We start from the raw sequence: 23,603 nt of genomic DNA on the forward strand, positions 1-23,603 counted from the left end.
TGTTATGCTACTATATTTTACACCTATTTATCCACTCTGTAAAATAGAAAAAAAGAATCCAATGCCAAAACAAAGCACTAGATTCTTTCTACATAGCAGTTATCAAAAATTTTTATGGCGATTCATATAGGGGGTTTCTACTAATTAAGTATAATGCCCAAATATGAATGTAATATTTTATAAATGTAAAGGATTTGTTAATTTTTCTTTGGAATCATCACAATCATTTTTGTGCCTACTCCTACTTCACTTTCCACTTGAATACGACCATGATGGGCTTCTACAAGGTGTTTGACAATTGCTAGCCCTAAACCTGTGCCACCAGAATTGCGGCTGCGCGCCCGATCCACACGATAAAATCGCTCAAAAACGCGAGGAATTTCATGCTTTTCAATTCCAATTCCTTGATCCTCTATTTCAATAATGCCATAGGTTTCATTTTCCTTTAACCGAATCGAAACGGTTGTGTTTTCAAGGGAATAGGTAATCGCATTTGTAATTAAATTTGTGACAATTTGAATAATCCGATTGGCATCACCCATAACTTGTACATCGCGCTCTATATCTACATGAAAGCTCATATTTTTCTCATCCAATCGTGGCGCTGTAAGCTCTGCACCACGAATCAATACATCCTGCAAGCCCATTGGCATAATATTAACCGTAAAACCATGCTGCTCAATTTTCGACAACTCTAACAAGTCTTGAATAAGTATTTGTAGACGATTACTTTCTTTATAAATAATTTCTAAAAAGGAAATTAGCATTTTTTCATCTTTATAGGCTCCATCCAGCAACGTTTCTGAAAAGCCTTTAATGGATGTAATCGGTGTGCGTAATTCATGGGATACATTAGCGACAAAGTCCTTGCGAATTTGCTCTAAACGTACTAGCTCCGTAATATCATGCATAACAATAACAACGCCTAGCCATCGCCCATGATCTCCAATAACAGGCGCTCCGTATACCTCTTTATGATAAAGCTCCTGCTGCACTTCCATTTTAATTTGTTGGCGGTAAGGCATCTCTGTTAAAAATACATGATCAATAAATTGCTCAAGTGATTGCGGTAAGCCAATTGTGCGAAATACTTTGCCCTGTACATCATCAAGCTGCATCCCAAAGCGATCTAAAAAGACCCGATTCACGATCGATATATTGCCTTCACGACCAATCATCATAAGAGAGCTACCCATATTTTCAATTAAGGTTTTCAGCCGCTCCTCCTCTACTTCACGTATAGTTGTAATATCTTGTAAATTACGTGCCAAAATATTAATGGAATGGCTAAGTGGTATCATGCGTTCGTGTTCATTTTCATGGGCACGCGCACGATAATTGCCTTTTGCCAGCTCAAGTGCCGTTTCTGTTACATTATCAATAGGTGCTGTAAAATCACGAATCATATAGCGACTAATAATCGCTATTAAAATAAGCGTTATTGCAAAAAGAAGAGCTAGAATCATGTAAAGGCGTGTGCGTGCAGAGGTTAATAAAGATTCCTTATACTCTATATTTTGTACGGTATACAATGCCTCTTGATCTTCCTTTGATAGCTCAATTTCACGTTCATCAATAACTTGACGCATGGATGCTTCGATTTGCGAGCGTTCCTGCTCATTGTATTGCTTCATATAAACAGGAAAAAGCTGACCTATCACAATCATTAGGACAGCTAATATCGTTCCAATTAAAAGCATGAATGTCAAGAATAAGCGGTTGCTCATTGATTTCATGTTGTTTTAGGCTCCTCAAATTTATAGCCAAGACCTCGAATCGTTTTAATAAACATAGGCTTACGGCTATTTTCCTCAATTTTATCGCGAAGGTGACTAATATGCACATCCACAATGCGAGTATCGCCTGCAAAATCATATTTCCAGACAGCACTTAATAGCTGATCACGCGTTAATACACGATTTTTATTTTCAAGTAAATAAATAAGTAGTTCGAATTCCTTTGGTGTAAACTCCAGTGCTTCATCTTGTAAAAAGACTTCAAAGCGTTCTGGGAATACGCGCAATTGACCAAACTCGTACATTTTTTCTTGTGGCTCGTCCTTATCCTCCGTCACAATATTTTGTGTAAAACGTCTTAACACTGCCTTTACACGTGCTAATACTTCGCGAGGACTGAAGGGCTTTGTCATATAATCATCAGCGCCTAGTTCCAGCCCTAATACTTTATCAAATTCATCATCTTTCGCTGTTAACATAATAATCGGTGTATTCATGCGTTGCTGCCGAATTTGTTTGCAAACTTCCATACCATCCAACTTAGGTAGCATCAAATCAAGCAAAATTAAATGAGGCTGTATATCGATAGCTTTATCTAATCCTTCTTGACCATCTACAGCCGTTTCGACGATATAGCCCGCTTGCTCTAAATTATATTTCAATAATGTTGCAATAGAAAGTTCATCTTCTATAACTAAAATTGTTTTTGTCATAACTAATTAATGCCTCCGTAGGTGATTTGAAACCCCCATTTCAAATCCCAAGACGTCTATATTGCAAGTGGTGGTGTTACCAATAGCATACCTTCAATCACAAGCTGTTTTTGCTCATTATAAGAGTGTACAGATATAGTAATTGTATTGTTTATCTTATCAACTGCTGTTACTTCTAAAAGCGTATCAAAAAATTCATAGTGATAGAGAGGTCCTAAATATTTTAAATGTTGCTCAATAATTCGCACACCTGGTCCAGGAATATGCTTTGACACAGCTGATGTAATAATACCATTTAACATGATTGTTGGCACAATGGGCTTTTGAAAAGGTGTTGTGGCAGCATAATCATGTTGAATATAAAGCGGATTACTATCATTTGTAAGCCCTAAATACAGCAATAAATCTCGATCTTCAATTTTTTCCGTAATATGAATTTTTTCGCCAACTGTAATTTCGTCAATCGTGAAACCAAGCTTACTATTTTTTTGAAGCAAAGATACGCCAACCCCTTTTCCATCATACTACATTCATAGTATCAATTTTATGCCAAAAGTACAATAAAACATTCATATACAGCAAGCTCTTGCTTTGCTGATGTTTGTTCTATCCGTCACTTTGAACATCCTATCAGTTTTTTATAAAAAAAACGAGCAGGAATCACTCCCGCTCGTTGCTTACTTATACTAAAATCTTCATCACATTGCGTACTGCATCTGCTGATTGATCTAACGCTGCTTTTTCTTTGTCTGTTAATTCCAGCTCAAAGATTTTTTCAATGCCATTTGCGCCAAGTAATGTTGGTACGCCTAAGTATAAATCGTGATAGCCATATTCGCCTTCTAAATAAGCAATAGATGGAAGAATACGCTTCTGGTCTTTTAAAATTGCCTCTGCCATTTCAATCAATGCCGCAGCTGGCGCATAGTATGCTGAGCCATTGCCAAGTAAGTTGACAATTTCAGCGCCACCATTGCGTGTACGATCTACAATTTCTTCTAATCGTTCAGTCGCAATTAATGTTTCTAATGGAATACCACCTGCAAATGAATAGCGTGTTAATGGAACCATTGTATCACCGTGACCACCTAAGACAAAGGCAGTGATATCTTTTACAGAAACATTCAATTCCTCTGCCACAAATGCACAGAAGCGAGCTGTATCCAGAACACCTGATTGACCGATGACACGGTTTTTCGGGAAGCCTGTTTCTTTGTACACTGTGTAAGTCATGGCATCAACTGGATTTGTTAACACAAGAATTGTAGCATTTGGCGAATATTCAGCAATTTCTTTTGAAACAGCTTTCATCACACCTTGATTGATTTGAACAAGGTCATCACGACTCATCCCTGGCTTACGTGCAACACCAGCAGTAATAATTACTACATCAGAATCAGCAGTATCTGCATAATTCGAAGTGCCTTTTACGTAAGAATCATAGCCTTGTATTGGTGCTGCTTCCCACATATCCAATGCCTTGCCCTTTGTTGGGTTTTCTGCTTGCGGGATATCCACAAGTACAACGTCACCAAGTTCTTTCTGAGCTGCTAAAAATGCTGCAGTAGCGCCTGTAAAGCCACTACCGATTACTGAGATTTTTTTACGTTTCAGAGACATTTCAATACGCTCCTTTAAATTAGGTTATATATTTTAAAAGAGGGAGGAGAAATACATCTCACTCCCTCTATTAAACAAGTTTCTCGTAAATATTTTTACTTTTATCCTAATTATATCGGCATCATCAAGCATTAGCTTTTGTGATGAATTCTATATTCATATAGAAAATTATAGGTTTTTAATTAACTCATTTGCGAATTCTGAACATTTTACTTCTGTTGCGCCGTCCATTAAACGTGCGAAGTCGTAAGTTACAACTTTAGAAGAAATTGTTTTTTCTACAGAGTTAGTTACTAAATCTGCAGCTTCTTGCCAGCCTAAGTGTTCAAGCATTAATACGCCAGAAAGTAATACAGAAGATGGGTTTACTTTATCTTGACCAGCGTATTTTGGAGCTGTACCGTGAGTAGCTTCAAAGATTGCATGTCCAGTTACATAGTTAATGTTTGCACCTGGAGCGATACCGATACCACCAACTTGTGCAGCTAATGCATCAGAAATATAGTCACCATTTAAGTTCATTGTAGCTACTACATCGAACTCAGTTGGACGAGTTAAGATTTGTTGTAAGAAGATATCAGCGATAGAATCTTTTACTAAGATTTTACCAGCTGCTAAAGCATCAGCTTGTGCTTTGTTTGCTGCTTCTTCACCTTGTTCAGCTTTAATTGCATCATATTGGTTCCAAGTGAATGTTTGATCAGCAAATTCTTTTTCAGCTAATTCATAACCCCAGTTTTTGAAACCACCTTCAGTGAATTTCATGATGTTACCTTTGTGTACTAAAGTAACAGATGGTTTGTTATGTTTAATAGCATACTCGATAGCAGCACGTACTAAACGCTCTGTACCTTCTTGAGATACTGGCTTAATACCTAAACCAGAAGTTTCTGGGAAGCGGATTTTGTTAACACCAAGTTCAGTTTGTAAGAAGTTTAATAATTTCTTTTGCTCATCTGAACCAGCTTTGTATTCGATACCTGCGTAGATGTCTTCTGTGTTTTCGCGGAAGATAACCATATCAACGTCTTCTGGACGTTTAACTGGAGAAGGCACACCATCAAAGTGACGTACTGGACGTAAACATACATATAAGTCAAGTTCTTGACGTAATGCTACGTTTAGAGAGCGGATACCACCACCGATTGGTGTAGTAAGAGGACCTTTGATTGCAATTAGGTATTCATTAATTTTGTCTAAAGTTTCTTGTGGTAACCATTCACCAGTTTGGTTAAATGCTTTTTCACCAGCTAAAACTTCTAACCATTCAATTTTCTTTTCACCGTTATAAGCTTTGTCTACTGCTGCGTCGATTACGCGTGATGCTGCAGCCCAAATATCTGGACCAATTCCGTCACCTTCGATGAAAGGAATTACTGGATTGTTTGGTACATTAAGTACGCCGTTTTCAACTACAATTTTGTTTGACATTCTGTTGCCTCCTAAATTCATAATCATAGGACTGTGTTAGCACTAACACAGTCCTAAATATTCTAGCATATTTTCCAAATTAGCGCTCGCTGATTGGAATATATTTTTGCATACCTGGTCCAACATACTCTGCACGTGGACGGATTAGGCGATTATTCGCATATTGCTCAAGGATATGAGCTACCCAGCCAGAAGTACGTGATACTGCGAAAATTGGTGTGAATAGGTCATGATCGATACCTAAAGAATCATACACTGACGCAGAGAAGAAATCTACGTTTGCAGGTAATTTCTTTTGTTCTACAATCATGTCATGGATTTTAACTGACATTTCATAAAGCTCTGGTTTACCAGTTAATTTTGTAAGTTTTTCAGACATTACACGTAAATGTGGTGCACGTGGGTCGCCTTTACGGTACACACGGTGACCGAAGCCCATGATTTTTTCTTTGTTATCTAATTTATTTTGAATATAAGATTCAACATTATCAAGTGAGCCAATTTCAGTTAGCATTTTCATTACTTGCTCATTTGCACCACCATGAAGTGGTCCTTTTAATGCACCGATTGCAGCTGTAACACCTGAATAAACATCTGATAATGTAGCTACACATACACGTGCTGTAAATGTAGATGCATTTAATTCATGGTCAGCATGTAATACTAGTGCTTTGTCAAATGCTTCTACTTCAATAGCTTCTGGCTCTTCACCTTTTAGCATGTATAAGAAGTTTGCAGCATATCCTAGTTCAGGTTTTGGTGCAACTGGCTCTAAACCTTTACGAACACGTGAAAACGCAGTTACTACTGTAGCAATTTTTGCTTGAAGACGAATTGCTTTACGGTAGTTTGCTTCTGGATCCATCACATCCGCCTCTTCATCGAATACACCAAGTAAAGATACTGCAGTACGTAACGCAGCCATTGGATGTACAGTTGATAGTGGGTATGTTTTGAATTGATCAATAATCGCTTGTGGAATAGACATATTGTCTGCTAATTGTTGCTTTAACTCAGCAAGCTCGTCTTCTTTTGGTAAACGAGTATGCCATAGTAAATAAACTACCTCTTCAAATGAAGCATTTTCTGCTAAATCATCAATGTTGTAACCAACATATGTAAGTGTATCATCGATAATTGAACTAATTTTAGATTCCGCTGCTATGATACCTTCTAAACCTTTAGTTGCTGACATAAATTATCGCTCCCTCATTCTTAATTTTTTGATGTAAATGCGTTATTTATATGGCATTTACGTTTTCTGCTCATATGAACCATTAAGTAAATCGCTTACATTGCTATTATAATCATTTTTGACAGCTTTGTGAATGGGAATTCAACAAATTAAGAAAAAGACGTACGAACGACTAAATATGCGCTTTAAAGAAGTTGTTTTGTATATTTTGACATTAATGTATCAATGATTGTGGGGTGAATTTGTAAAAATGAGGAATTTGAAGTATTTTTCATATGAAATAACTACAAGTATTTTGCTTTTTATTTTTTATTTAATCATACTTTGGTTCGTATTACCTGTTTCTCTCGCTATTTTTTTGTCATTTTCGACGTATCCTATTATAAATTTCTTACATAGATACTGTCGGATTGCTTATTGGATAGCAGCTATTATTGTTGAAATATTAATATTAACTTGTATTTTTCTACTTGTGCTTATATCAATCAATAGCGTTATTCTAATTTTTCCAGAAATCCGTGATACACTGCAAAACTTTCCACTTTTCAGCGAATATGAATCGATGTTTATACAGGTTTTAAAGGAAAAATCATTATCCATTTTTGATTCTATCATTATATACACAGCAGACCTTTTCCAATTATTAATGAAGCATGTCATTGAAGTATTTATTTTTTTAGTAGCCTATTATTTTGCTTTATTGGAAACGCGTAAATCTCGGTACTGGTTTTTTCAATATGTGCCAAAAAAATATCGGCATGAATGGCAATCACATTTTGCAAAAATTATGAAGCTTTTTCATTACTTTTTGTTTGTAGAATTTCAATTGTTTACAATTACCCTATTTATTTTATGCGCAGGATTTATGATTCTTCAATTTGAACAAGCCATTATTAAAGCGTTTATTGTGGCATTTGCAGATGTGCTACCGTTTTTTGGTATCGGTGTTTTTCTTGTACCGATGAGTATTTATTTTTATTTCAGTGGCAATACCTTTTTATGTGTAGCCATCTTACTATTATATTTATTTGTCCAATTAACAAGGCAGCTTGCTGATTCCATGCTGTGGTCAAATACGCTACAATTACGTACATTCCATACATTTTTTATCAGCGCTGCCTCTATTTTATTATTTGGCTTTTATGGAATTTTGCTTAGCCCCATCTTTTTATTTTTAGCGGTCAAGCTTAAGGAAAATGCTATCTTTGAACGATAATAAATTGTCCTTTTTTCATTTTTTTACGCATCCAATAATAGGCAATCGGCTGGAACATTTTTCGTGAAAAAGGCATAAGTAACAGTAAACCAACAATATCCGTTAAAAATCCTGGTAATGCTAAAAGCAACCCACCACTAAATGTTAAAAATGTATCAACTAAGGCAGCTCCAGGAGCCTCACCATGTGCCATTGCCTGTTTAACATTTTGCATAGAATGCATGCCTTTATTTTTCATCACATAAATACCAAGAGCACTCGTCGCAATAATGAGCAACAATGTACTTAAAACACCAATGTTTTTCCCAACAATTATTAATAACGCCAATTCGGCTAATGCATAGACAACGAAACCAAGAAAAAATTTACGCATATTTTTCCCCTCTCTACTTAAGAAGCTATACTTTATATACGTAATTATAGCCCATTTAGTTTCATTTAAATAAAGAAGGTTGTCCAAATATAGTATAGAAGAAGCTGTTTTTAGACAGCTTCTTTGCTATACATTACAGAACGCTAGCGTGTCCTTTATAAATAACACCTGTTTCTGCATCCATTGTAATTTCTTGACCGTGGCGTATTAATGTTGTCGCTTCTTTTACACCAACAATTACTGGAATGCCAAGACTTAAGCCAACAACTGCCGCGTGGCTTGTTAGTCCACCTTCTTCTGTAATTAAACCAACGCAATTTTCTAATGCTGGCATCATATCACGATCTGAACCAATTGTGACAAGGATACAGCCATCTGTATCATAAGCAAGTGCCTCAGCAGCATTTTTTGCAATGACTGTTTTACCAACTACAGATGCTTTGCCAATTCCTTGACCACGAGCTAGTAAATCACCAATAATATGAACTTTCATTAAGTTTGTTGTGCCCGCTTCTCCTACTGGTACACCTGCTGTAATGACAACAGCATCTCCATGTGTAACATAACCGTATTTCAAGCTTTCATCTACAGCTAACTCTAAAATTTCATCTGTTGTTGTCACACGCTGACAAACAATTGGGTAGACACCCCATACTAACGTTAATGTATTTGCTGTATGGGCAGAGCCTGTCACAGCAACAATTGGTACACCTGGGCGATATTTAGCAATCATTCTTGCTGTATTACCACTTTCTGTTGGTGCTAATACCGCTTTTACACCTAAATTAATGGATGTATACGCTACTGCTTGAGAAATCGCTTCTGTCATATTAGCCTCTTTTTCACGGCTACGTGCAGAAACAATGGATTTATATTCTAATGAGTCTTCTGTGCGCTGTGCAATTTTATTCATTGTTTGTACAGATTCCACTGGATATAAACCTGCAGCCGTTTCCCCTGACAGCATAATTGCGTCTGTTCCGTCAATAATAGCATTCGCTACATCACTAGCCTCTGCACGTGTTGGACGAGGGTTACGCTGCATTGAATCTAACATTTGTGTTGCTGTAATAACAGGTTTGCCGACTTGATTACATTTTAAAATTAATTTCTTTTGTACAAGCGGTACTTCCTCTGCTGGAATTTCCACACCAAGGTCACCACGTGCAACCATTAATCCATCAGACACAAGAATAATTTCATCGATATTATCGACACCTTCTTGGTTTTCGATTTTTGGGATAATTTGAATATGGCTACCACCGTTTTGTTCAAGCAATTCGCGAATTTCTAGCACATCTTTTGCTCGGCGAACAAAGGAAGCAGCGATAAAATCAACACCTTGTTCAATACCAAATAAAATATCTTGTGCATCCTTTTCTGTAATACCTGGCAGTTGTACAGAAACACCTGGCACATTGACACCTTTTTTATTTTTTAAGACGCCAGCATTTTCAACAATCGTATGAATTAAACCTTTTTCCATATCTTTTGCTAAAACACGTAATTGAATAAGACCATCATCTAGTAAAATAATTGCGTTTTGCTCAACATCTTCAATTAAACGATCATACGTAACAGAGAAGCTTGTTTCTGTACCTTCTACTTCTGTCATTGAAATATCAATTACTTGTCCTGCTGTTAAGTGAAGCTCGTCATTTTTCATATTATGCGTACGAATTTCAGGACCTTTTGTATCAAGTAAAATACCAACTGATTTGTTTAGTTTTTGTGCGACTTCACGTATTAACTGAATACGTCCTGCATGTTCTTCATGAGAGCCGTGTGAAAAATTCAAACGGGCAACATTCATACCTGCTTCAATTAGTTTTTCTAATGTTTCTGGTGACTCACTTGCAGGTCCAATTGTACATACGATTTTTGTTTTTCTCATTATTTGCCCACTCCGTTTTATAACAAATTATATTGATAGTTCTTTCATTAATGTGTAAAGGCTAACATCTGCCTCATGATTCTTTTCAAAAGCTTCAGGCATATTATAATCAATCACTTGATGATTGCGAATACCTACAGCTCTGCCAGCCTTGCCTTCCATAAGCAGCTCTACAGCATGTGCGCCAAATTGACTTGCTAACACACGGTCGCGCGCTGTTGGTGAACCACCACGCTGAATATGACCTAAGACAGATACACGTGTTTCTTTTCCTGTTTGCTCCTTTAATAGCTTTGCCAGCTCATTTCCAGACATAACACCTTCTGCCACAATAATAATGCTGTGCTTCTTCCCTCGTGCTGCACCACGATCTAAGCGTGCCACAATCTCATCTAAATTATAATCTTCTTCTGGGATAAGCACCGTTTCAGCACCAGCTGCAAGACCTGCCCATAGTGCAATATCTCCTGCATCACGTCCCATAACCTCAACAATAAAAGAATTTTCATGGGATGTAGCTGTATCTCGGATTTTATCAATGGATTCTACAACGGTGTTAAGTGCCGTATCAAAGCCTATTGTATATTCAGTGCCTGGTACATCATTGTCAATTGTTCCTGGTACACCTACAACAGGGAACCCTTTTTTCACTAAATCCATTGCACCACGATATGACCCATCGCCACCAATTACAACAAGTCCTTCAATGCCTGCTGCCTGCAAATTTTCAATAGCCTTTTGCTGAATTGCATCCTCTTTAAATTCAGGACACCTTGCCGAATTTAAATAAGTGCCACCACGCTGAATAATGCCACCTACTGAGCCTAAATTAAGTTCTTCCATAGAGCCTTTTACTAAGCCCTCATAACCATGCTTAATGCCGACAACATCGATTCCATGGAATGCTGCCTTACGAACAACTGCTCGAATAGCTGCGTTCATTCCCGGTGCATCTCCACCACTCGTTAATACAGCAATTTTTTTCATCATCGGACCTCCTGCATTTACTATTATTATTCACATTAACATGAAAAAACAAACTATGTAAGGGTTCTGTGGGCATAAAAACATAACTTTTACATAAAAAATGAAAAGAATGCGCTTTCACACACTCTTTCCATTCAAAAACATCCTAAATTTAACATTTCTTCAAGAAGTCTGACGTCGATTTTGCGCGATTATCTTCTTTAATTTTAAAAGCTTTTAGAGGCTAGGATACAAATTTTAACCCTTTCCGAGCAAATTTATACGCTTCTTACACCTCTGTATATTGCCCAATTTTCTTAAATTTTTCATAGCGATCTTCAATTAATTGTTCATCGCTTAGTGAATTTAATACTTGAAGTGTGTCACTTATGCACTCTTTAATAGAAAGTGCCTGCTTTGCCACATTGCGATGTGCTCCACCAATAATTTCAGGAATAATGCCATCAATAATACCAAGTTCCTTTAAATCCGGTGCTGTAATACGCATTGCCTCAGCCGCCTGCTTCGCAAGACTACCGTCACGCCATAAAATTGAAGCAGCACCTTCTGGCGAAATAACCGAATAGGTTGAGTTCTCTAACATAAAGATACGATTAGCTACACCTAATGCTAGCGCACCACCACTACCGCCTTCACCAATAACGATGCTAATAACTGGCACTTTTAAGCCCGCCATTTCAACAAGGTTTCTAGCAATAGCTTCACTTTGTCCTCGTTCTTCCGCAGCTTTACCGGGATACGCACCTTTTGTATCAATAAAACAAATAATTGGGCGTTTAAATTTTTCTGCCTGTTTCATTAAACGTAATGCTTTACGATAGCCCTCTGGATGTGGCATTCCAAAATTGCGGCGTATATTTTCCTTTGTAGATTTTCCGCGCTGATGTCCAATAACAGTTACTGGCTGTCCCTCAAACATGGCAATTCCACCTAAAATGGCAGCGTCGTCACCAAAGGTACGGTCACCATGCAACTCAATAAAGTTTTCACACATTGCTTCAATATATTGTAATGTTGTAGGTCTTTCAGGATGTCGTGCAACCTGCACACGATCCCACGGCTTCATATTCGTATAGATAGACTGCTCTAATTGCGTTAAACGTGTTTCAAGCTTTTCAATTTCACCTGTCATATCTACATCTGCTTCAGCAGCAATTGTTTTTAATTCATCAATTTTTTCTCGTAATTGTACGACTGGTTCTTCAAACGCTAAATTTTTAGGCATGTTGTACGCCGCCTTTCGTATGCATTTTTACAAGTAATGACACTTGCTGACGTAAATCCTGACGATGGAAAATTGCGTCAAGCTGTCCGTGCTCTAATAAAAATTCTGCCGTTTGGAAATCGCTCGGCAATTTTTCTCTAACTGTTTCTTCGATAACACGACGTCCTGCAAAGCCAATTAATGCTTGTGGCTCTGCAATATTAATATCACCAACAGATGCAAAGCTTGCTGAAACCCCACCGGTTGTTGGATGCGTTAAAATCGAAATAAATAATAAGCCCTGATCACTATGACGCTTTAATGCCACACTTGTTTTTGCCATTTGCATTAAGGATAATACACCCTCTTGCATACGTGCGCCACCACTAGCCGTAAAGATAATAAATGGCACACCTAGTGCTGTTGCTTTTTCAACTGCTCGTGTAATTTTCTCACCAACTACTGAACCCATTGAACCCATACGGAAATGAGAATCCATAATGGCTACAACAACTTCCTCTCCATCTAATGTACCTACACCTGTTAAAACAGCCTCATTTAAGCCTGTTTTTTCTTGGTCTGCCGCAATTTTCTCCACATATGCTGGGAAATTAAGTGGATTAGTTGTTTGTAAATGGTCATCCATGGACACAAAAGAGCCTTCATCTAAGAAGTAGTCTACACGCTCTTGTGCTGTCATTTTGAAATGATGATTGCATTTTGTACATACTTTATGATTTTTTTCGAGTTCTTTTGTTAATTGAATATGACGACATTCAGGACATTTGGTCATTAATCCCTCTGGAAATCCCTTTTCCTGTCCATCCTCTTTCTTTTTTCGATTGCCACTAAATAAACTGCGTATTGCCATGTTTGACTCCCCCTTCGTTGTCTAAGTGCTTGTGACAGTATTCATCCACTGCTCATAAGCTTTTAATGCTTCTTTTTCGTAACCAAGCTGCATCGATTTCAACATCGTTTGGATCATTAATTTTTCGTCTTCTGTTGAGCTTCGATTTAAGCGGTCGCCATCATAAGCTGCTAGTTGAAACCAGATTTTCAATGAAAGACGATTGCCTGTCGTAATTAATAACTCTCGCAAAATATCTCGACAATTCACCGCACCCTCTATTTCCAGCTTCACAAAAAAACCATCCCACACGGGCAGTGTGCGAAGATTCTCTGTACAACTTATTACGCGAATTGCTTCCTTTTCATGAATTTGTCGCGTTAATTCGACATCTCTTTTTGATTTTTCATCTTCTAAGATAAACATCGACAATATTTCTACAAGCTGATGTTTATGAGTAGAGGCAAGAAAAGTACCACCGCCGTGTCTTGTTTCAATAAGCCCTAGTAATTCTAAGCTGCGCAGTGCCTCTCTAACAGAAGACCGCCCAACGCCTAGACGCTCTGATAAAACTCGCTCGGAGGGCAGCTTTTCACCTGCTTGAATTTTTTCCATTTTAATGAGTTGACGTAATTGTTGGACGATTTCTAAAAACACTTTCTTTTGTTCGGTTTTTTTATCCATACGACTAACTCCCCTTATCAAAAAGTGGCCAGACCACTTTTAACATTGACTCTAGCTTACAAAAGAACTATCCAAAAGTAAAGAAAAAACTGCATAAAATTTCATGCAGTTTCTAAATTCTTGTTTAAATTCCTCACTTTTTCATCGCTTGTGCATGTTTTACTTTGATCTGTGGTTTGCCAAAGCGTCGCTCCAAAATTCCTTCAATAAAAAGTATATCATCCTCTCGCAATATATCTTGAACAAGCTGAAATACTTGTGGAAATAATGTAATAGACACAGCCCCATATTCGTCCTGAAGCTGCACAAAAGCCATTTGCTCGCCCTTTTTTGTTCGAATTTTTTTTACTTCTTCAATCAAGCCAAGCATTTTCACATAAGTACCATCTCGTGTATGCTTAAGCTCTCGACATGTGCAATTAAGATCAGACCAGTATAGCCTTTCTTCTGTGACTGGATGTGCAGAAATATAAAAGCCTAAACTCTCCTTCTCATGCATCAATTTTTCCTTTTGTGACATGGCTGCTGCCTCCACATATTTTGGCGTGCCAAAGCTGAAGGTGGTCGCTGTTGCTAGGTCAATATCTTCAGTCGGTCTTAGTAGCTCAGCATGTTTCAATGCAGCATCCACTGTCATCATAAGAACAGCACGATCCTTTTCTAAATAATCAAGTGCACCTGCGAAAATTAACGACTCCATCACTTTTGGCTTAAAATGCTGTGCACTTAAGGCAACAGCCAAATCAAATAAATTATTGAATGTTTCTGGATTTGTTTGTCGTAATGTCTTGACTTTATCTATAAACGTATGAGGAACACCCTTAATGCCTGATAAGCTATAGCGAATCCCTTGATTTTCTACTGTAAAATATTTTGTACTATTTTTTAACGAAGGTGGATAAAACGGAATTCCCTTGTCTTTTGCCTCTTGCACAAGCTGTAAAATTTTATCGATGTTCCCTGTTGCATTTGATAGCAATGCTGCATAAAAGCTATGCGGGAAATGTGCCTTTAAATAAGCCATTTGATAGGAAATCACACTATAGGCTACTGCATGGCTTTTAGGAAAACCATAGTCAGCAAAACGCACAATCAATTCATATACTTCTTCTGCCACAGATTGTTCATAGCCTTGTTGTAATGCTCCATTTACAAAGACAGCACGCTGCTCCTCTAAAATTTGGCGATTTTTTTTACTAACCGCTCGACGCAGTAAATCAGCCTGTCCCATTGTAAAGCCTGCTAGCACAGAGGCGATTTGGATAATTTGCTCCTGATAAACAATTACGCCAAAGGTTTCTTGTAAAATAGGCGCTAACACAGGATGGGGCATAGCAATATGCTCTTTGCCCGCTTTTCTTCTTGCATAGACAGGAATAAATTCCATTGGACCCGGACGATATAGTGCATTGACAGCCGCAATATCTAAAAAATGCGTTGGACGAATATCCCGTAAAGCTTGCTTCATTCCTTCTGATTCTAATTGGAAAATACCGAGTGTATCGCCTCTTTGTAACAGCTGGAATGTTTCTGCATCATGCAGAGGAATTTGTTCAAATTCAATCCACGGGCCTCCTGCTTTATAAATAGACCAACGCATCTGCTCTAAAATGGTGAGATTACGCAAGCCTAAAAAATCCATCTTAACAAGACCACATGCTTCGATATCTCCCATTGGCCATTGTGTACAATAGATATCATCATGCCCCTCTTCAATTGGTACTGTTTGTACTAATGGTGATGGAGCAAGCACAACACCCGCTGCATGTGTGGATGAATTTCTTGGTAATCCCTCTAACTTTAAAGCTATTTCAAACCAATGCTGATGCTTGTCATCTGCTGCAAGCCAGCCCTGTAAATCATGCGATTCTGCGAGCGCTCTTTGCAAGGTCATTCCCGGCTTATTCGGAATCATTTTAGAAATTTTCTCTAATGTTTCCGCATCAAAGCCAAAAACTCTTGCTACATCCCTAGCCACAGCCTTAGCAGATAATGTACCAAACGTAATAATTTGTGCCACATTTGCTTTGCCATATTTTTGCGCAACATACTGGATAACTTTCTGCCTTTTACTATCGACAAAATCAATATCAATATCAGGTAGAGTAATACGCTCTGGATTTAAAAACCGCTCAAATAATAAGCCATAAGCAAGTGGGTCTACTTGCGTAATAAATAAACTATAGGCAACAAGTGAGCCTGCTGACGAGCCACGACCGGGTCCCGTTAAAATACGATGGTCTTTGGCAAAGCGCATAAAATCAGCCACAACTAAAAAATAATCTGCAAAGCCCATCGTGCAAATAATATCCAGCTCATATTGCAGGCGCTCCTGATAATTAGCTGGTATTTCTTGTTGTTTAAAGCGCTCCTCCAATCCTTTAAACGCCTCTTTTACAAGCAAGCTTTCAGCCGTTTCGCCTACTGGCACTGGAAACTTAGGCATTTGCACAGGCATGTCAGGAATCACTGCTTTACAGCTTGCAAGCATGGCTGCACTAGATGCTAACCACTCTGGGCGATCAGAAAACCAGCTTTGCCATTCATCTGCTGTTGGCACAAAATATCCTTGTAAGCTAGCTGTTCGTAGTGTTGTGCCAAGCTTTTCTCCTGTATCAATTGCCCTTGCAACCTCATAGGCAATATGGTCTTCTGGTCGTAAAAAATAACAGCTTTGAGTAGCAACAAGCTGGATCGCATTGTTTTGACACCATGCTACAAATGCCTCCTCATTCGCTGTTTTTATCCCTCCTGGTCTTGCAATGCCCATATAAAAATAATGTTGAAATAACTGGGCGACAGCATCAACCATTGGATACCAGTTCTCACTCTCTATTAAATCATCCGTTGATAGCATTGCTATACAGCCCGCTGCATAGCCTTCAAGCCATTTCCAAGGTAATATCTCGTCCTCCCTAATGGAAATAGCACTGCTAATTTTCAACAGATTTTGATAGCCCTCCTGTGACTGCGCATACAGTACAAGTGGTATGATTTCTTCCTGCCACTGCACCTTTACTGAAAGCCCTATAACCGCATGAATATGAGCCTGCTGCATCGCTTTGCAAAAAGGCAAAAGCCCGTACAATTTCGTATTAACGATTGCACAGGCCTGTGTCTTTTGCTCTTGTAAAAAAGGAATCAATTGCTCAAGTCGAATTGTACTTTTCAATAAATCCGCGCTCGTATGCATTTTTGTATATACATGTGTCAAATGAATCCCTTCCTTTTCTTTATGAATGGTACGCTTTACAAATCTCTTGTAATCTAGCGATAACGCGATCTGCTTCCTCCCATGAATAAGCTGTAGCACCAGATGCAAGCGGATGCCCACCACCATTAAATTCCTTTGCTAATGTATTAATGACTGGTCCCTTTGAACGTAAACGCACACGGATTTGCTCTCCCTCCTCAATGAACACAACCCATGCACATATTCCCTTCACACTGCCAAGACAGCCGACTAATAGCGAGGCTTCTGACGGTACAACATCATGTGCTGCCAGCAATTCCTTTGTTAGCTTGATATGTGCGGCTCCATGCTTATCCATTTGAAAATTTTGATAAATATAACCTTGTAAATTTAGTAGTTTTTGCTCCATTTCATACATACCATCAAAAATTTGATTGCGATCAAAATCATATGTAATCAGCTCTGAAGCCACTTTAAATGTTTTCGCTGTCGTGCTTGGGAATTGGAATCTTCCTGTGTCGCCAACAATACCAGCAAATAATAGGCGTGCGGCAGCCGCTGAAAGTTGCCAGTTAGCCACTTCCTTCCCTTCCTCATAAAGCTCATAAATCATTTCACTGCAAGAGCTAGCTGTTGTATCTACCCATAAAAGGTCACCATAAGCATCATCATTTGGGTGATGGTCAATTTTGATAACCATTTTCCCCTGTGTATAACGCTGGTCATCTACACGCTCTGTATTGGCAGTGTCTGTTACAATGACTAAAGCATTGTTATAAATATCATCTGTGATTTGGTCAGGCTGTGCCATAAATGTTAAAGAGGCATCATGCTCTCCTACAGCAAACACCTTTTTATGAGGATAGTTTGCTAAAATTAACGCTTTTAGTCCTTGCTGGGAGCCGTAAGCATCAGGGTCTGGACGTACATGCCGATGAATAATAATAGTGTCGTATGCAGCAATTGTGTCGATGATTTGTCTTTTCACAATAAATTCCTCCAAAATGATAGTAAGAACCGTTAGCATTTTTCGATAATAATCGTTACAATAATGTCTAGTTATGCTAGGAGGTTTACTATGCTCAATTTAATATTTGTATTTGCGATTATTATATCTTTCGTCTTTTATTTCTATTTTAAAACAAAACAGTTTCGTTCTCCATTGCCTATTGCTAAAAAATGGTACAAAAGTAAGGCGAATATCGGCTTTGGGTCCTTTATTTTGTTTTTCGCTTTAAACCAAGCCTACTTATTCCCAGGGCTTTATACATTTATTATTGTAACAATTCTTGTTGTATTAGGCATCTTTGTGATTGTAGAAAATACGAAAAAAGCACGTCATTATGGCCAATTTGTGGAAGAAGAGTTTCGTATCAATCAATAAGAAAATAAGCCATTCCCATATATTTTTATCATGGAAAAGGGGTATCTCAAATGACGTTGAGATACCCCTTTCTACTATTTAACGTTCTAATAGCTGGAACATCATCATTGCCTTTCCAACAAGCATTTGTTGGTTGTACACTTCGAAATCCATTTTCACAAACTTACGACTCATATCCAAAATTCGAGGCTTCACCGTTAGCGTGCTTTCCATTTGCACTGGCTTAATAAAATAAATCGTCATATTCTCTGCCACCGCATCCCCACGCTTACGGCGTTTTAATGCAAATGAGCCTACCTCTGCTAACAAGGTTGTAAAGGCTCCATAAGAAATCGCCCCGTATTGATTGGTCATTTGAGGTGTGACTTTAAACTCTACAATTAACTCTTCGTCACCAAGCACCTTGATTTCATTTTTCACTAAATCATCAATTGTTTCACCATGCTGAGGTTGCCTTTGTGCTAATTGCAGTGCCTTTAATACATCTTGGCGACTAATCACACCTTGCAAAATATTATCATCATCAACGATTGGCAACAAATCGATGCCTTCCCAAATCATGCGATGTCCTGCAGAAGCTACACTCATTTTCATAGAGCCTGCAATCGGATTTTTGGTCATAACCTTTTCAATCAGTTCATTTTCCTCACGTCCAATAACATCTTTAACAGTAACCATCCCAACAAGCTTATTTTGCTGTGTGACAACAGGAAATGCACCATGCGTTGTTTGCTCATTCAGCTTTTGGAAATGACAAATCGTTTCATCGCTTTTTAATACAGCTGTATCCGTCATTGGGATATAAATATCTTCGATAAATAAAATATCTTTTTTAATGAGCTGATCGTAAATTGCACGGTTAATCATTGTTGCTACTGTAAATGTATCATAGCTTGTTGAAATTATTGGTAAATCCAGCGAATCCGCAAGTTCCTTATTACTATCAGTTGTATCAAAACCACCTGTTATTAATACAGCTGCACCTGCTCGAAGTGCATTACCATGCGCTTTAATACGGTTTCCAACAATCAATAGGCTGCCTGCATCTGTGTAACGCATCATGTCCTCTAGTTGCATCGCACCGATCACAAATTTTGTTAATGTTTTATGTAGGCCTGATTTGCCACCTAAAACTTGACCATCTACAATATTAACAATTTCTGCAAATGTTAAGCGTTCAATATTTTCTTTCTTTTTTTTCTCGATACGAATGGTTCCAACACGCTCAATGGAACTTACTAAGCGACGGTTTTCTGCTTCCTTTATCGCACGGTAAGCCGTTCCTTCACTTACTTGCATTTCCTTTGCAATTTGACGTACTGAAATTTTATCGCCCACGGGTAGTGATTCGATGTATTGTAAAATTTTCTCATGTTTTGTCGACAAAATATCACCTATTTTCTATGCTTCCATTAGCTCTTAGTGTAGCATATTTTTTATAAAAATATTGAATATAAAGTGATGAAATTGCTTAACCTTTCCCATTATGTCAACTACCAGCGTGGTATTCAATCATATAGTACAGCACGGTCAATGATTAGAAACAGTCTACTTTTTCACCAGCTTTTAAAATTTGAACTTCTGCATTTTGTACTAAATCTGCAAAAACTTGTGGATTTTGCTCGATTGGTGGGAATGTATTGTAATGAATCGGTACAACAATTTTCGGCTTTAACAATGATACCGCATAAGCTGCATCTTCTGGTCCCATTGTAAAATTATCACCAATTGGCAAAAACGCAATATCAATTGGATGACGTTCAGCAATTAGCTTCATATCACCGAATAGGGCTGTATCACCTGCATGGTAAATTGTTAGCCTCTCTATAAATAGTAAAACGCCTGCTGGCATCCCCATATAAATAATTTCATTATTTTCTGTTACATAAGAAGAGCCGTGGAAAGCTTGTGTAAATTTCACCTTACCAAAATCAAATTCCTTTGCGCCACCAATATGCATAGGATGTACCTTTACACCCTGCCAAGAAAGCCAGTTCGCTAATTCATTTGGTGCAATAACAAGCGCATCTTTTTTCTTGGCAAGCTCCACTGTATCGCCCACATGATCATTATGCCCATGTGTCAGTATAATAATATCAGGTGCTTCCTCCGCTACTATTAAATCAGTTTGTCCGTTTCCATTAATAAATGGATCAATTAAAATGGTTTGTTCATTTGTTTGAATTTTAACAACCGAATGTCCATGATAACTTATTTTCATTGAAAAATCCTCCCTGTCTTTCAAATTATGGCTCATCATTTTTATTCGCTATCCATGCGTGTTTTCCCTTTTTTTGATATGCTTGTACAGAGAATAATCATAAGGTTCTCTAACAGCTATATACCCTGTTAGAACACAGTTATTCAATTCACAAGATAGAGCGTGTTAATAATAGTTATCGACACTTTATCGTACAATTCCCCATGGTATTAAAGGAGGACATATTTATGTCAAAGGTTGAAGAAATTCAAAGTTACTTACAGCAAAACAACATCGATGCAGCATTTATCACAACACCTGATAATGTTTTTTACGTTTCAGGCTTTAACAGTAATCCACATGAAAGGTTACTAGGTGTGATGATTTTTCAGGAGGCTGAACCTTTTCTAATTTGTCCTAAAATGGAGATTCCAGATGCTAAGGATGCTGGGTGGTCTTACGAGGTGATTGGTCATCAAGATACTGATAATGCAATGGAAATTGTTGCGCAAGCGATTACCGCACGCCAAGTACCTCCACATACAATTGCTATTGAAAAAGCACATTTAATCGTTGAGCGTTTCGAGGCACTACAGCAATCATTTCCACAGGCAAACTTTGTTCGCCTTGATGAAAAAATAAATGCCATGCGTGTGATCAAAGATGAAAAGGAATTAGATAAATTGCGGAAGGCTGCGGAACTTGCTGACTATGCTATTGAAGTTGGCTGCAAGGAAATTGCTGAGGGGAAAACAGAAATGGAAATTCTTACAGCAATTGAAAGGGCTATTCAAGATAAGGGCTGTAAAATGTCCTTTGAAACAATGGTACTAAGTGGTCCTAAAACAGCATCACCACATGGTACACCAGGTGCTCGTAAAATTGAAAAGGGTGATATGGTATTGTTTGACCTTGGCGTTATTTATGATGGCTATTGCTCAGATATTACGCGTACTGTTGCTTTTGGGGAGCCTAGTGAAGCACAGAAAGACATTTATCATGCCGTTTTAGCTGCTAATCAACAGGCAATTGCAGCCGTGAAGCCTGGTATTCGTGCAATGGACTTAGATAAAATTGCGCGCGATGCTATTACAGAAGCAGGCTATGGTGAATATTTCACACACCGCCTTGGCCATGGCCTTGGTATTTCCGTACACGAATTCCCTTCCGTAACAGGAGCAAATGCTCTGACAATGGAAGAAGGTATGGTCTTTACGATTGAGCCAGGGATTTATAAAGCAGATGTAACAGGAGTTCGTATCGAGGATGATGTGGTTGTAACAAAAGATGGCGTTGAAGTTCTAACAAAATTCCCAAAAGAATTAATTGTTCTATAAAAGGATTGCAACATAGCTCGTTGTCTTATTTATCAACAGAAAGAACGAACGATTCTGAAAAACTTGATAACAGTTTCACATTGGATTGTTCGTTTTTTACTAGTGAAAATGCTTGTATGCTAGCATCTTTATCAGTTTCGGCAGCAATTACAAGTAATGGATACTTACTCTTTCCTGAAACCAATCATTATAAAAAGGAAGCACTATGAATATGCTTCCTTTTTTATTTATTAAATTAGCTCATCCACACTGACATATGGTAATCCTTGTGAATCTGCCACTGCTTTATAAGTAAGTTGTCCATCTAATGTATTTACACCTTTTTTCAATGCAGCATTGTCTAGACAAGCCTGTTTATAGCCTTTGTTGGCAATTTGCAGTGCGTATGGAATTGTATTATTTGTTAAGGCAATTGTTGATGTACGTGGAACCGCTCCAGGCATATTAGCGACAGCATAGTGTACAACACCATGTTTGACATATGTCGGATCATCATGTGTTGTAACACGATCAGATGTCGCAAAAATACCGCCTTGGTCAATTGCAATATCCACAACAACTGAGCCTGGCTGCATAGACTGAATCATTTCTTCAGACACAAGCTTTGGTGCTTTTGCGCCCGGAATTAACACAGCACCAATCACTAAATCAGAATTTTTCACTGATTCTGCAATATTGTATGGATTAGACATTAATGTTTGCACATCGCGACCAAATAAATCTTCTAATTGGCGTAAACGCTCAGCGCTTAAATCAATAACTGTTACATCTGCGCCCATACCAACAGCGATCTTCGCAGCATTTGTCCCTGCAATACCACCACCGATAACTGTTACTTTACCGCGTGGTACACCTGATACGCCACCTAGTAAAATACCTTTACCATCATGATTTTTCTCTAGGAACTGTGCACCAATTTGTGCAGCCATTTTACCTGCTACTTCACTCATTGGTGTAAGCAATGGTAACGAACCATTTGCTAATTGAACTGTTTCATAGGCAATACCTACAACCTTTTTATTTAAAAGTGCCTGAGTTAATTCAATCTCTGGCGCTAAGTGTAGATATGTGAATAAGATTTGACCCTCATAGAAATAATCGTACTCAGAAGCTACAGGCTCTTTAACCTTCATAATCATCTCTTGTGACCATGCTTCTTTGGCAGTTTGCACAATATGTGCTCCAGCTGCAATATAGTCAGCATCTGTAAAACTTGAGCCTAAGCCTGCTCCTGTTTCAATGAATACCTCATGCCCTGCATGTGTCAATGTCACAACCCCTGCTGGTGTCATTGCCACACGATTTTCATTGTTTTTAATTTCCTTTGGAATACCAATCTTCATTGTTTCCTATCCCCTTCCGTAACCTAAGAAATCAGCATCATTTATCTAACGATGGATTGATGAACCGCTTACAATTCCATATTACCAAACAAATACAAAAAAAGCTTTAACTAAAATTAAAACAAAAAGGTTCCTAATATTTTCAAAATACAGAATATTCAAACCATGGAAACTCTCTTAAATTATTATATTCAAAAACTAAATAGTACGGTTAGCATAACAATGAATTGGTAACATTATTCA

At 38.0% G+C, this 23,603-nt stretch carries 20 protein-coding genes; 3 read left to right on the forward strand and 17 right to left on the reverse strand.

Annotated features, from left to right (window positions below):
• Nucleotides 1-197: 197 nt before the first annotated feature.
• The 6 genes from pnpS to citZ form a co-directional block, all read right to left on the reverse strand.
• Nucleotides 198-1,736 (reverse strand): two-component system histidine kinase PnpS, encoded by a 1,539-nt coding sequence (pnpS, locus tag ACIQVU_RS06235; protein ID WP_340806892.1) that lies wholly within the window; start codon nt 1,734-1,736, stop codon nt 198-200.
• Nucleotides 1,733-2,449, reverse strand: a complete 717-nt coding sequence (locus ACIQVU_RS06240) for a response regulator transcription factor (RefSeq protein ID WP_340806893.1) — start codon at nt 2,447-2,449, stop codon at nt 1,733-1,735. Before ACIQVU_RS06240 ends, pnpS begins: the two co-directional genes overlap by 4 nt.
• A 56-nt stretch (nt 2,450-2,505) precedes the next feature.
• Nucleotides 2,506-2,946: a MaoC/PaaZ C-terminal domain-containing protein gene (locus ACIQVU_RS06245; protein WP_340806894.1), complete on the reverse strand. Its 441-nt coding sequence runs from the start codon at nt 2,944-2,946 to the stop codon at nt 2,506-2,508.
• 184 nt (nt 2,947-3,130) lie between these two features.
• A complete protein-coding gene (gene mdh / locus ACIQVU_RS06250) occupies nt 3,131-4,069 on the reverse strand; it encodes a malate dehydrogenase (protein ID WP_340806896.1) in 939 nt (312 codons plus the stop codon).
• A 168-nt stretch (nt 4,070-4,237) separates the two neighbouring features.
• On the reverse strand, nt 4,238-5,500 hold the full coding sequence (icd, locus tag ACIQVU_RS06255) for an NADP-dependent isocitrate dehydrogenase (protein ID WP_340806897.1): 1,263 nt from the start codon (nt 5,498-5,500) through the stop codon (nt 4,238-4,240).
• A gap of 79 nt (nt 5,501-5,579) precedes the next feature.
• Nucleotides 5,580-6,695 (reverse strand): citrate synthase, encoded by a 1,116-nt coding sequence (gene citZ, locus ACIQVU_RS06260; RefSeq protein ID WP_340806898.1) that lies wholly within the window; start codon nt 6,693-6,695, stop codon nt 5,580-5,582.
• Between the two features lie 250 nt (nt 6,696-6,945).
• Here citZ and ACIQVU_RS06265 point away from each other — a divergent pair, with 250 nt between their 5' ends.
• The gene (locus tag ACIQVU_RS06265; protein ID WP_340806899.1) at nt 6,946-7,911 is read left to right on the forward strand and encodes an AI-2E family transporter; all 966 of its coding nucleotides are present in this window, start codon (nt 6,946-6,948) and stop codon (nt 7,909-7,911) included.
• On the opposite strand, the gene ACIQVU_RS06270 is transcribed toward ACIQVU_RS06265, so the two are convergent.
• From ACIQVU_RS06270 to ACIQVU_RS06305, 8 genes are all read right to left on the reverse strand, one after another.
• Nucleotides 7,895-8,284 (reverse strand): FxsA family protein, encoded by a 390-nt coding sequence (locus tag ACIQVU_RS06270; RefSeq protein WP_340806901.1) that lies wholly within the window; start codon nt 8,282-8,284, stop codon nt 7,895-7,897. The genes ACIQVU_RS06265 and ACIQVU_RS06270 overlap by 17 nt on opposite strands.
• Nucleotides 8,285-8,417: 133 nt before the next feature.
• On the reverse strand, nt 8,418-10,178 hold the full coding sequence (gene pyk, locus ACIQVU_RS06275; protein ID WP_340806902.1) for a pyruvate kinase: 1,761 nt from the start codon (nt 10,176-10,178) through the stop codon (nt 8,418-8,420).
• 27 nt (nt 10,179-10,205) lie between these two features.
• On the reverse strand, nt 10,206-11,165 hold the full coding sequence (gene pfkA, locus ACIQVU_RS06280) for a 6-phosphofructokinase (RefSeq protein ID WP_340808605.1): 960 nt from the start codon (nt 11,163-11,165) through the stop codon (nt 10,206-10,208).
• Nucleotides 11,166-11,433: 268 nt separating this feature from the next.
• On the reverse strand, nt 11,434-12,390 hold the full coding sequence (locus tag ACIQVU_RS06285) for an acetyl-CoA carboxylase carboxyltransferase subunit alpha (protein WP_340806903.1): 957 nt from the start codon (nt 12,388-12,390) through the stop codon (nt 11,434-11,436).
• Entirely contained in the window at nt 12,383-13,240 is an 858-nt protein-coding gene (accD, locus tag ACIQVU_RS06290; protein WP_340806904.1) for an acetyl-CoA carboxylase, carboxyltransferase subunit beta, read from the reverse strand. Before accD ends, ACIQVU_RS06285 begins: the two co-directional genes overlap by 8 nt.
• Nucleotides 13,241-13,261: 21 nt before the next feature.
• Nucleotides 13,262-13,903, reverse strand: a complete 642-nt coding sequence (locus ACIQVU_RS06295; protein ID WP_340806906.1) for a FadR/GntR family transcriptional regulator — start codon at nt 13,901-13,903, stop codon at nt 13,262-13,264.
• Nucleotides 13,904-14,036: 133 nt separating this feature from the next.
• Nucleotides 14,037-17,117: a DNA polymerase III subunit alpha gene (gene dnaE / locus ACIQVU_RS06300; RefSeq protein WP_340806907.1), complete on the reverse strand. Its 3,081-nt coding sequence runs from the start codon at nt 17,115-17,117 to the stop codon at nt 14,037-14,039.
• A 19-nt stretch (nt 17,118-17,136) separates the two neighbouring features.
• A complete protein-coding gene (locus ACIQVU_RS06305) occupies nt 17,137-18,084 on the reverse strand; it encodes a DHH family phosphoesterase (protein ID WP_340806909.1) in 948 nt (315 codons plus the stop codon).
• Between the two features lie 90 nt (nt 18,085-18,174).
• On the opposite strand from ACIQVU_RS06305, the gene ACIQVU_RS06310 reads away from it, so the two are divergent.
• On the forward strand, nt 18,175-18,480 hold the full coding sequence (locus tag ACIQVU_RS06310) for a YtpI family protein (protein WP_340806910.1): 306 nt from the start codon (nt 18,175-18,177) through the stop codon (nt 18,478-18,480).
• Between the two features lie 78 nt (nt 18,481-18,558).
• Here ACIQVU_RS06310 and ACIQVU_RS06315 read toward each other — a convergent pair whose 3' ends face one another.
• Nucleotides 18,559-19,866, reverse strand: a complete 1,308-nt coding sequence (locus ACIQVU_RS06315; RefSeq protein WP_340806911.1) for a DRTGG domain-containing protein — start codon at nt 19,864-19,866, stop codon at nt 18,559-18,561.
• Nucleotides 19,867-20,017: 151 nt separating this feature from the next.
• Nucleotides 20,018-20,701, reverse strand: a complete 684-nt coding sequence (locus ACIQVU_RS06320; RefSeq protein ID WP_402894452.1) for a metal-dependent hydrolase — start codon at nt 20,699-20,701, stop codon at nt 20,018-20,020.
• A gap of 227 nt (nt 20,702-20,928) precedes the next feature.
• Here ACIQVU_RS06320 and ACIQVU_RS06325 point away from each other — a divergent pair, with 227 nt between their 5' ends.
• Complete coding sequence (locus tag ACIQVU_RS06325; protein WP_340806915.1) at nt 20,929-22,017, forward strand: M24 family metallopeptidase; 1,089 nt, start codon at nt 20,929-20,931, stop codon at nt 22,015-22,017.
• 230 nt (nt 22,018-22,247) lie between these two features.
• On the opposite strand, the gene ald is transcribed toward ACIQVU_RS06325, so the two are convergent.
• A complete protein-coding gene (ald, locus tag ACIQVU_RS06330) occupies nt 22,248-23,360 on the reverse strand; it encodes an alanine dehydrogenase (RefSeq protein WP_340806916.1) in 1,113 nt (370 codons plus the stop codon).
• Between the last annotated feature and the right edge of the window lie 243 nt (nt 23,361-23,603).

The organism is Lysinibacillus sp. NPDC098008, from assembly GCF_044760715.1.
Lineage (GTDB): Bacteria > Bacillota > Bacilli > Bacillales_A > Planococcaceae > Lysinibacillus.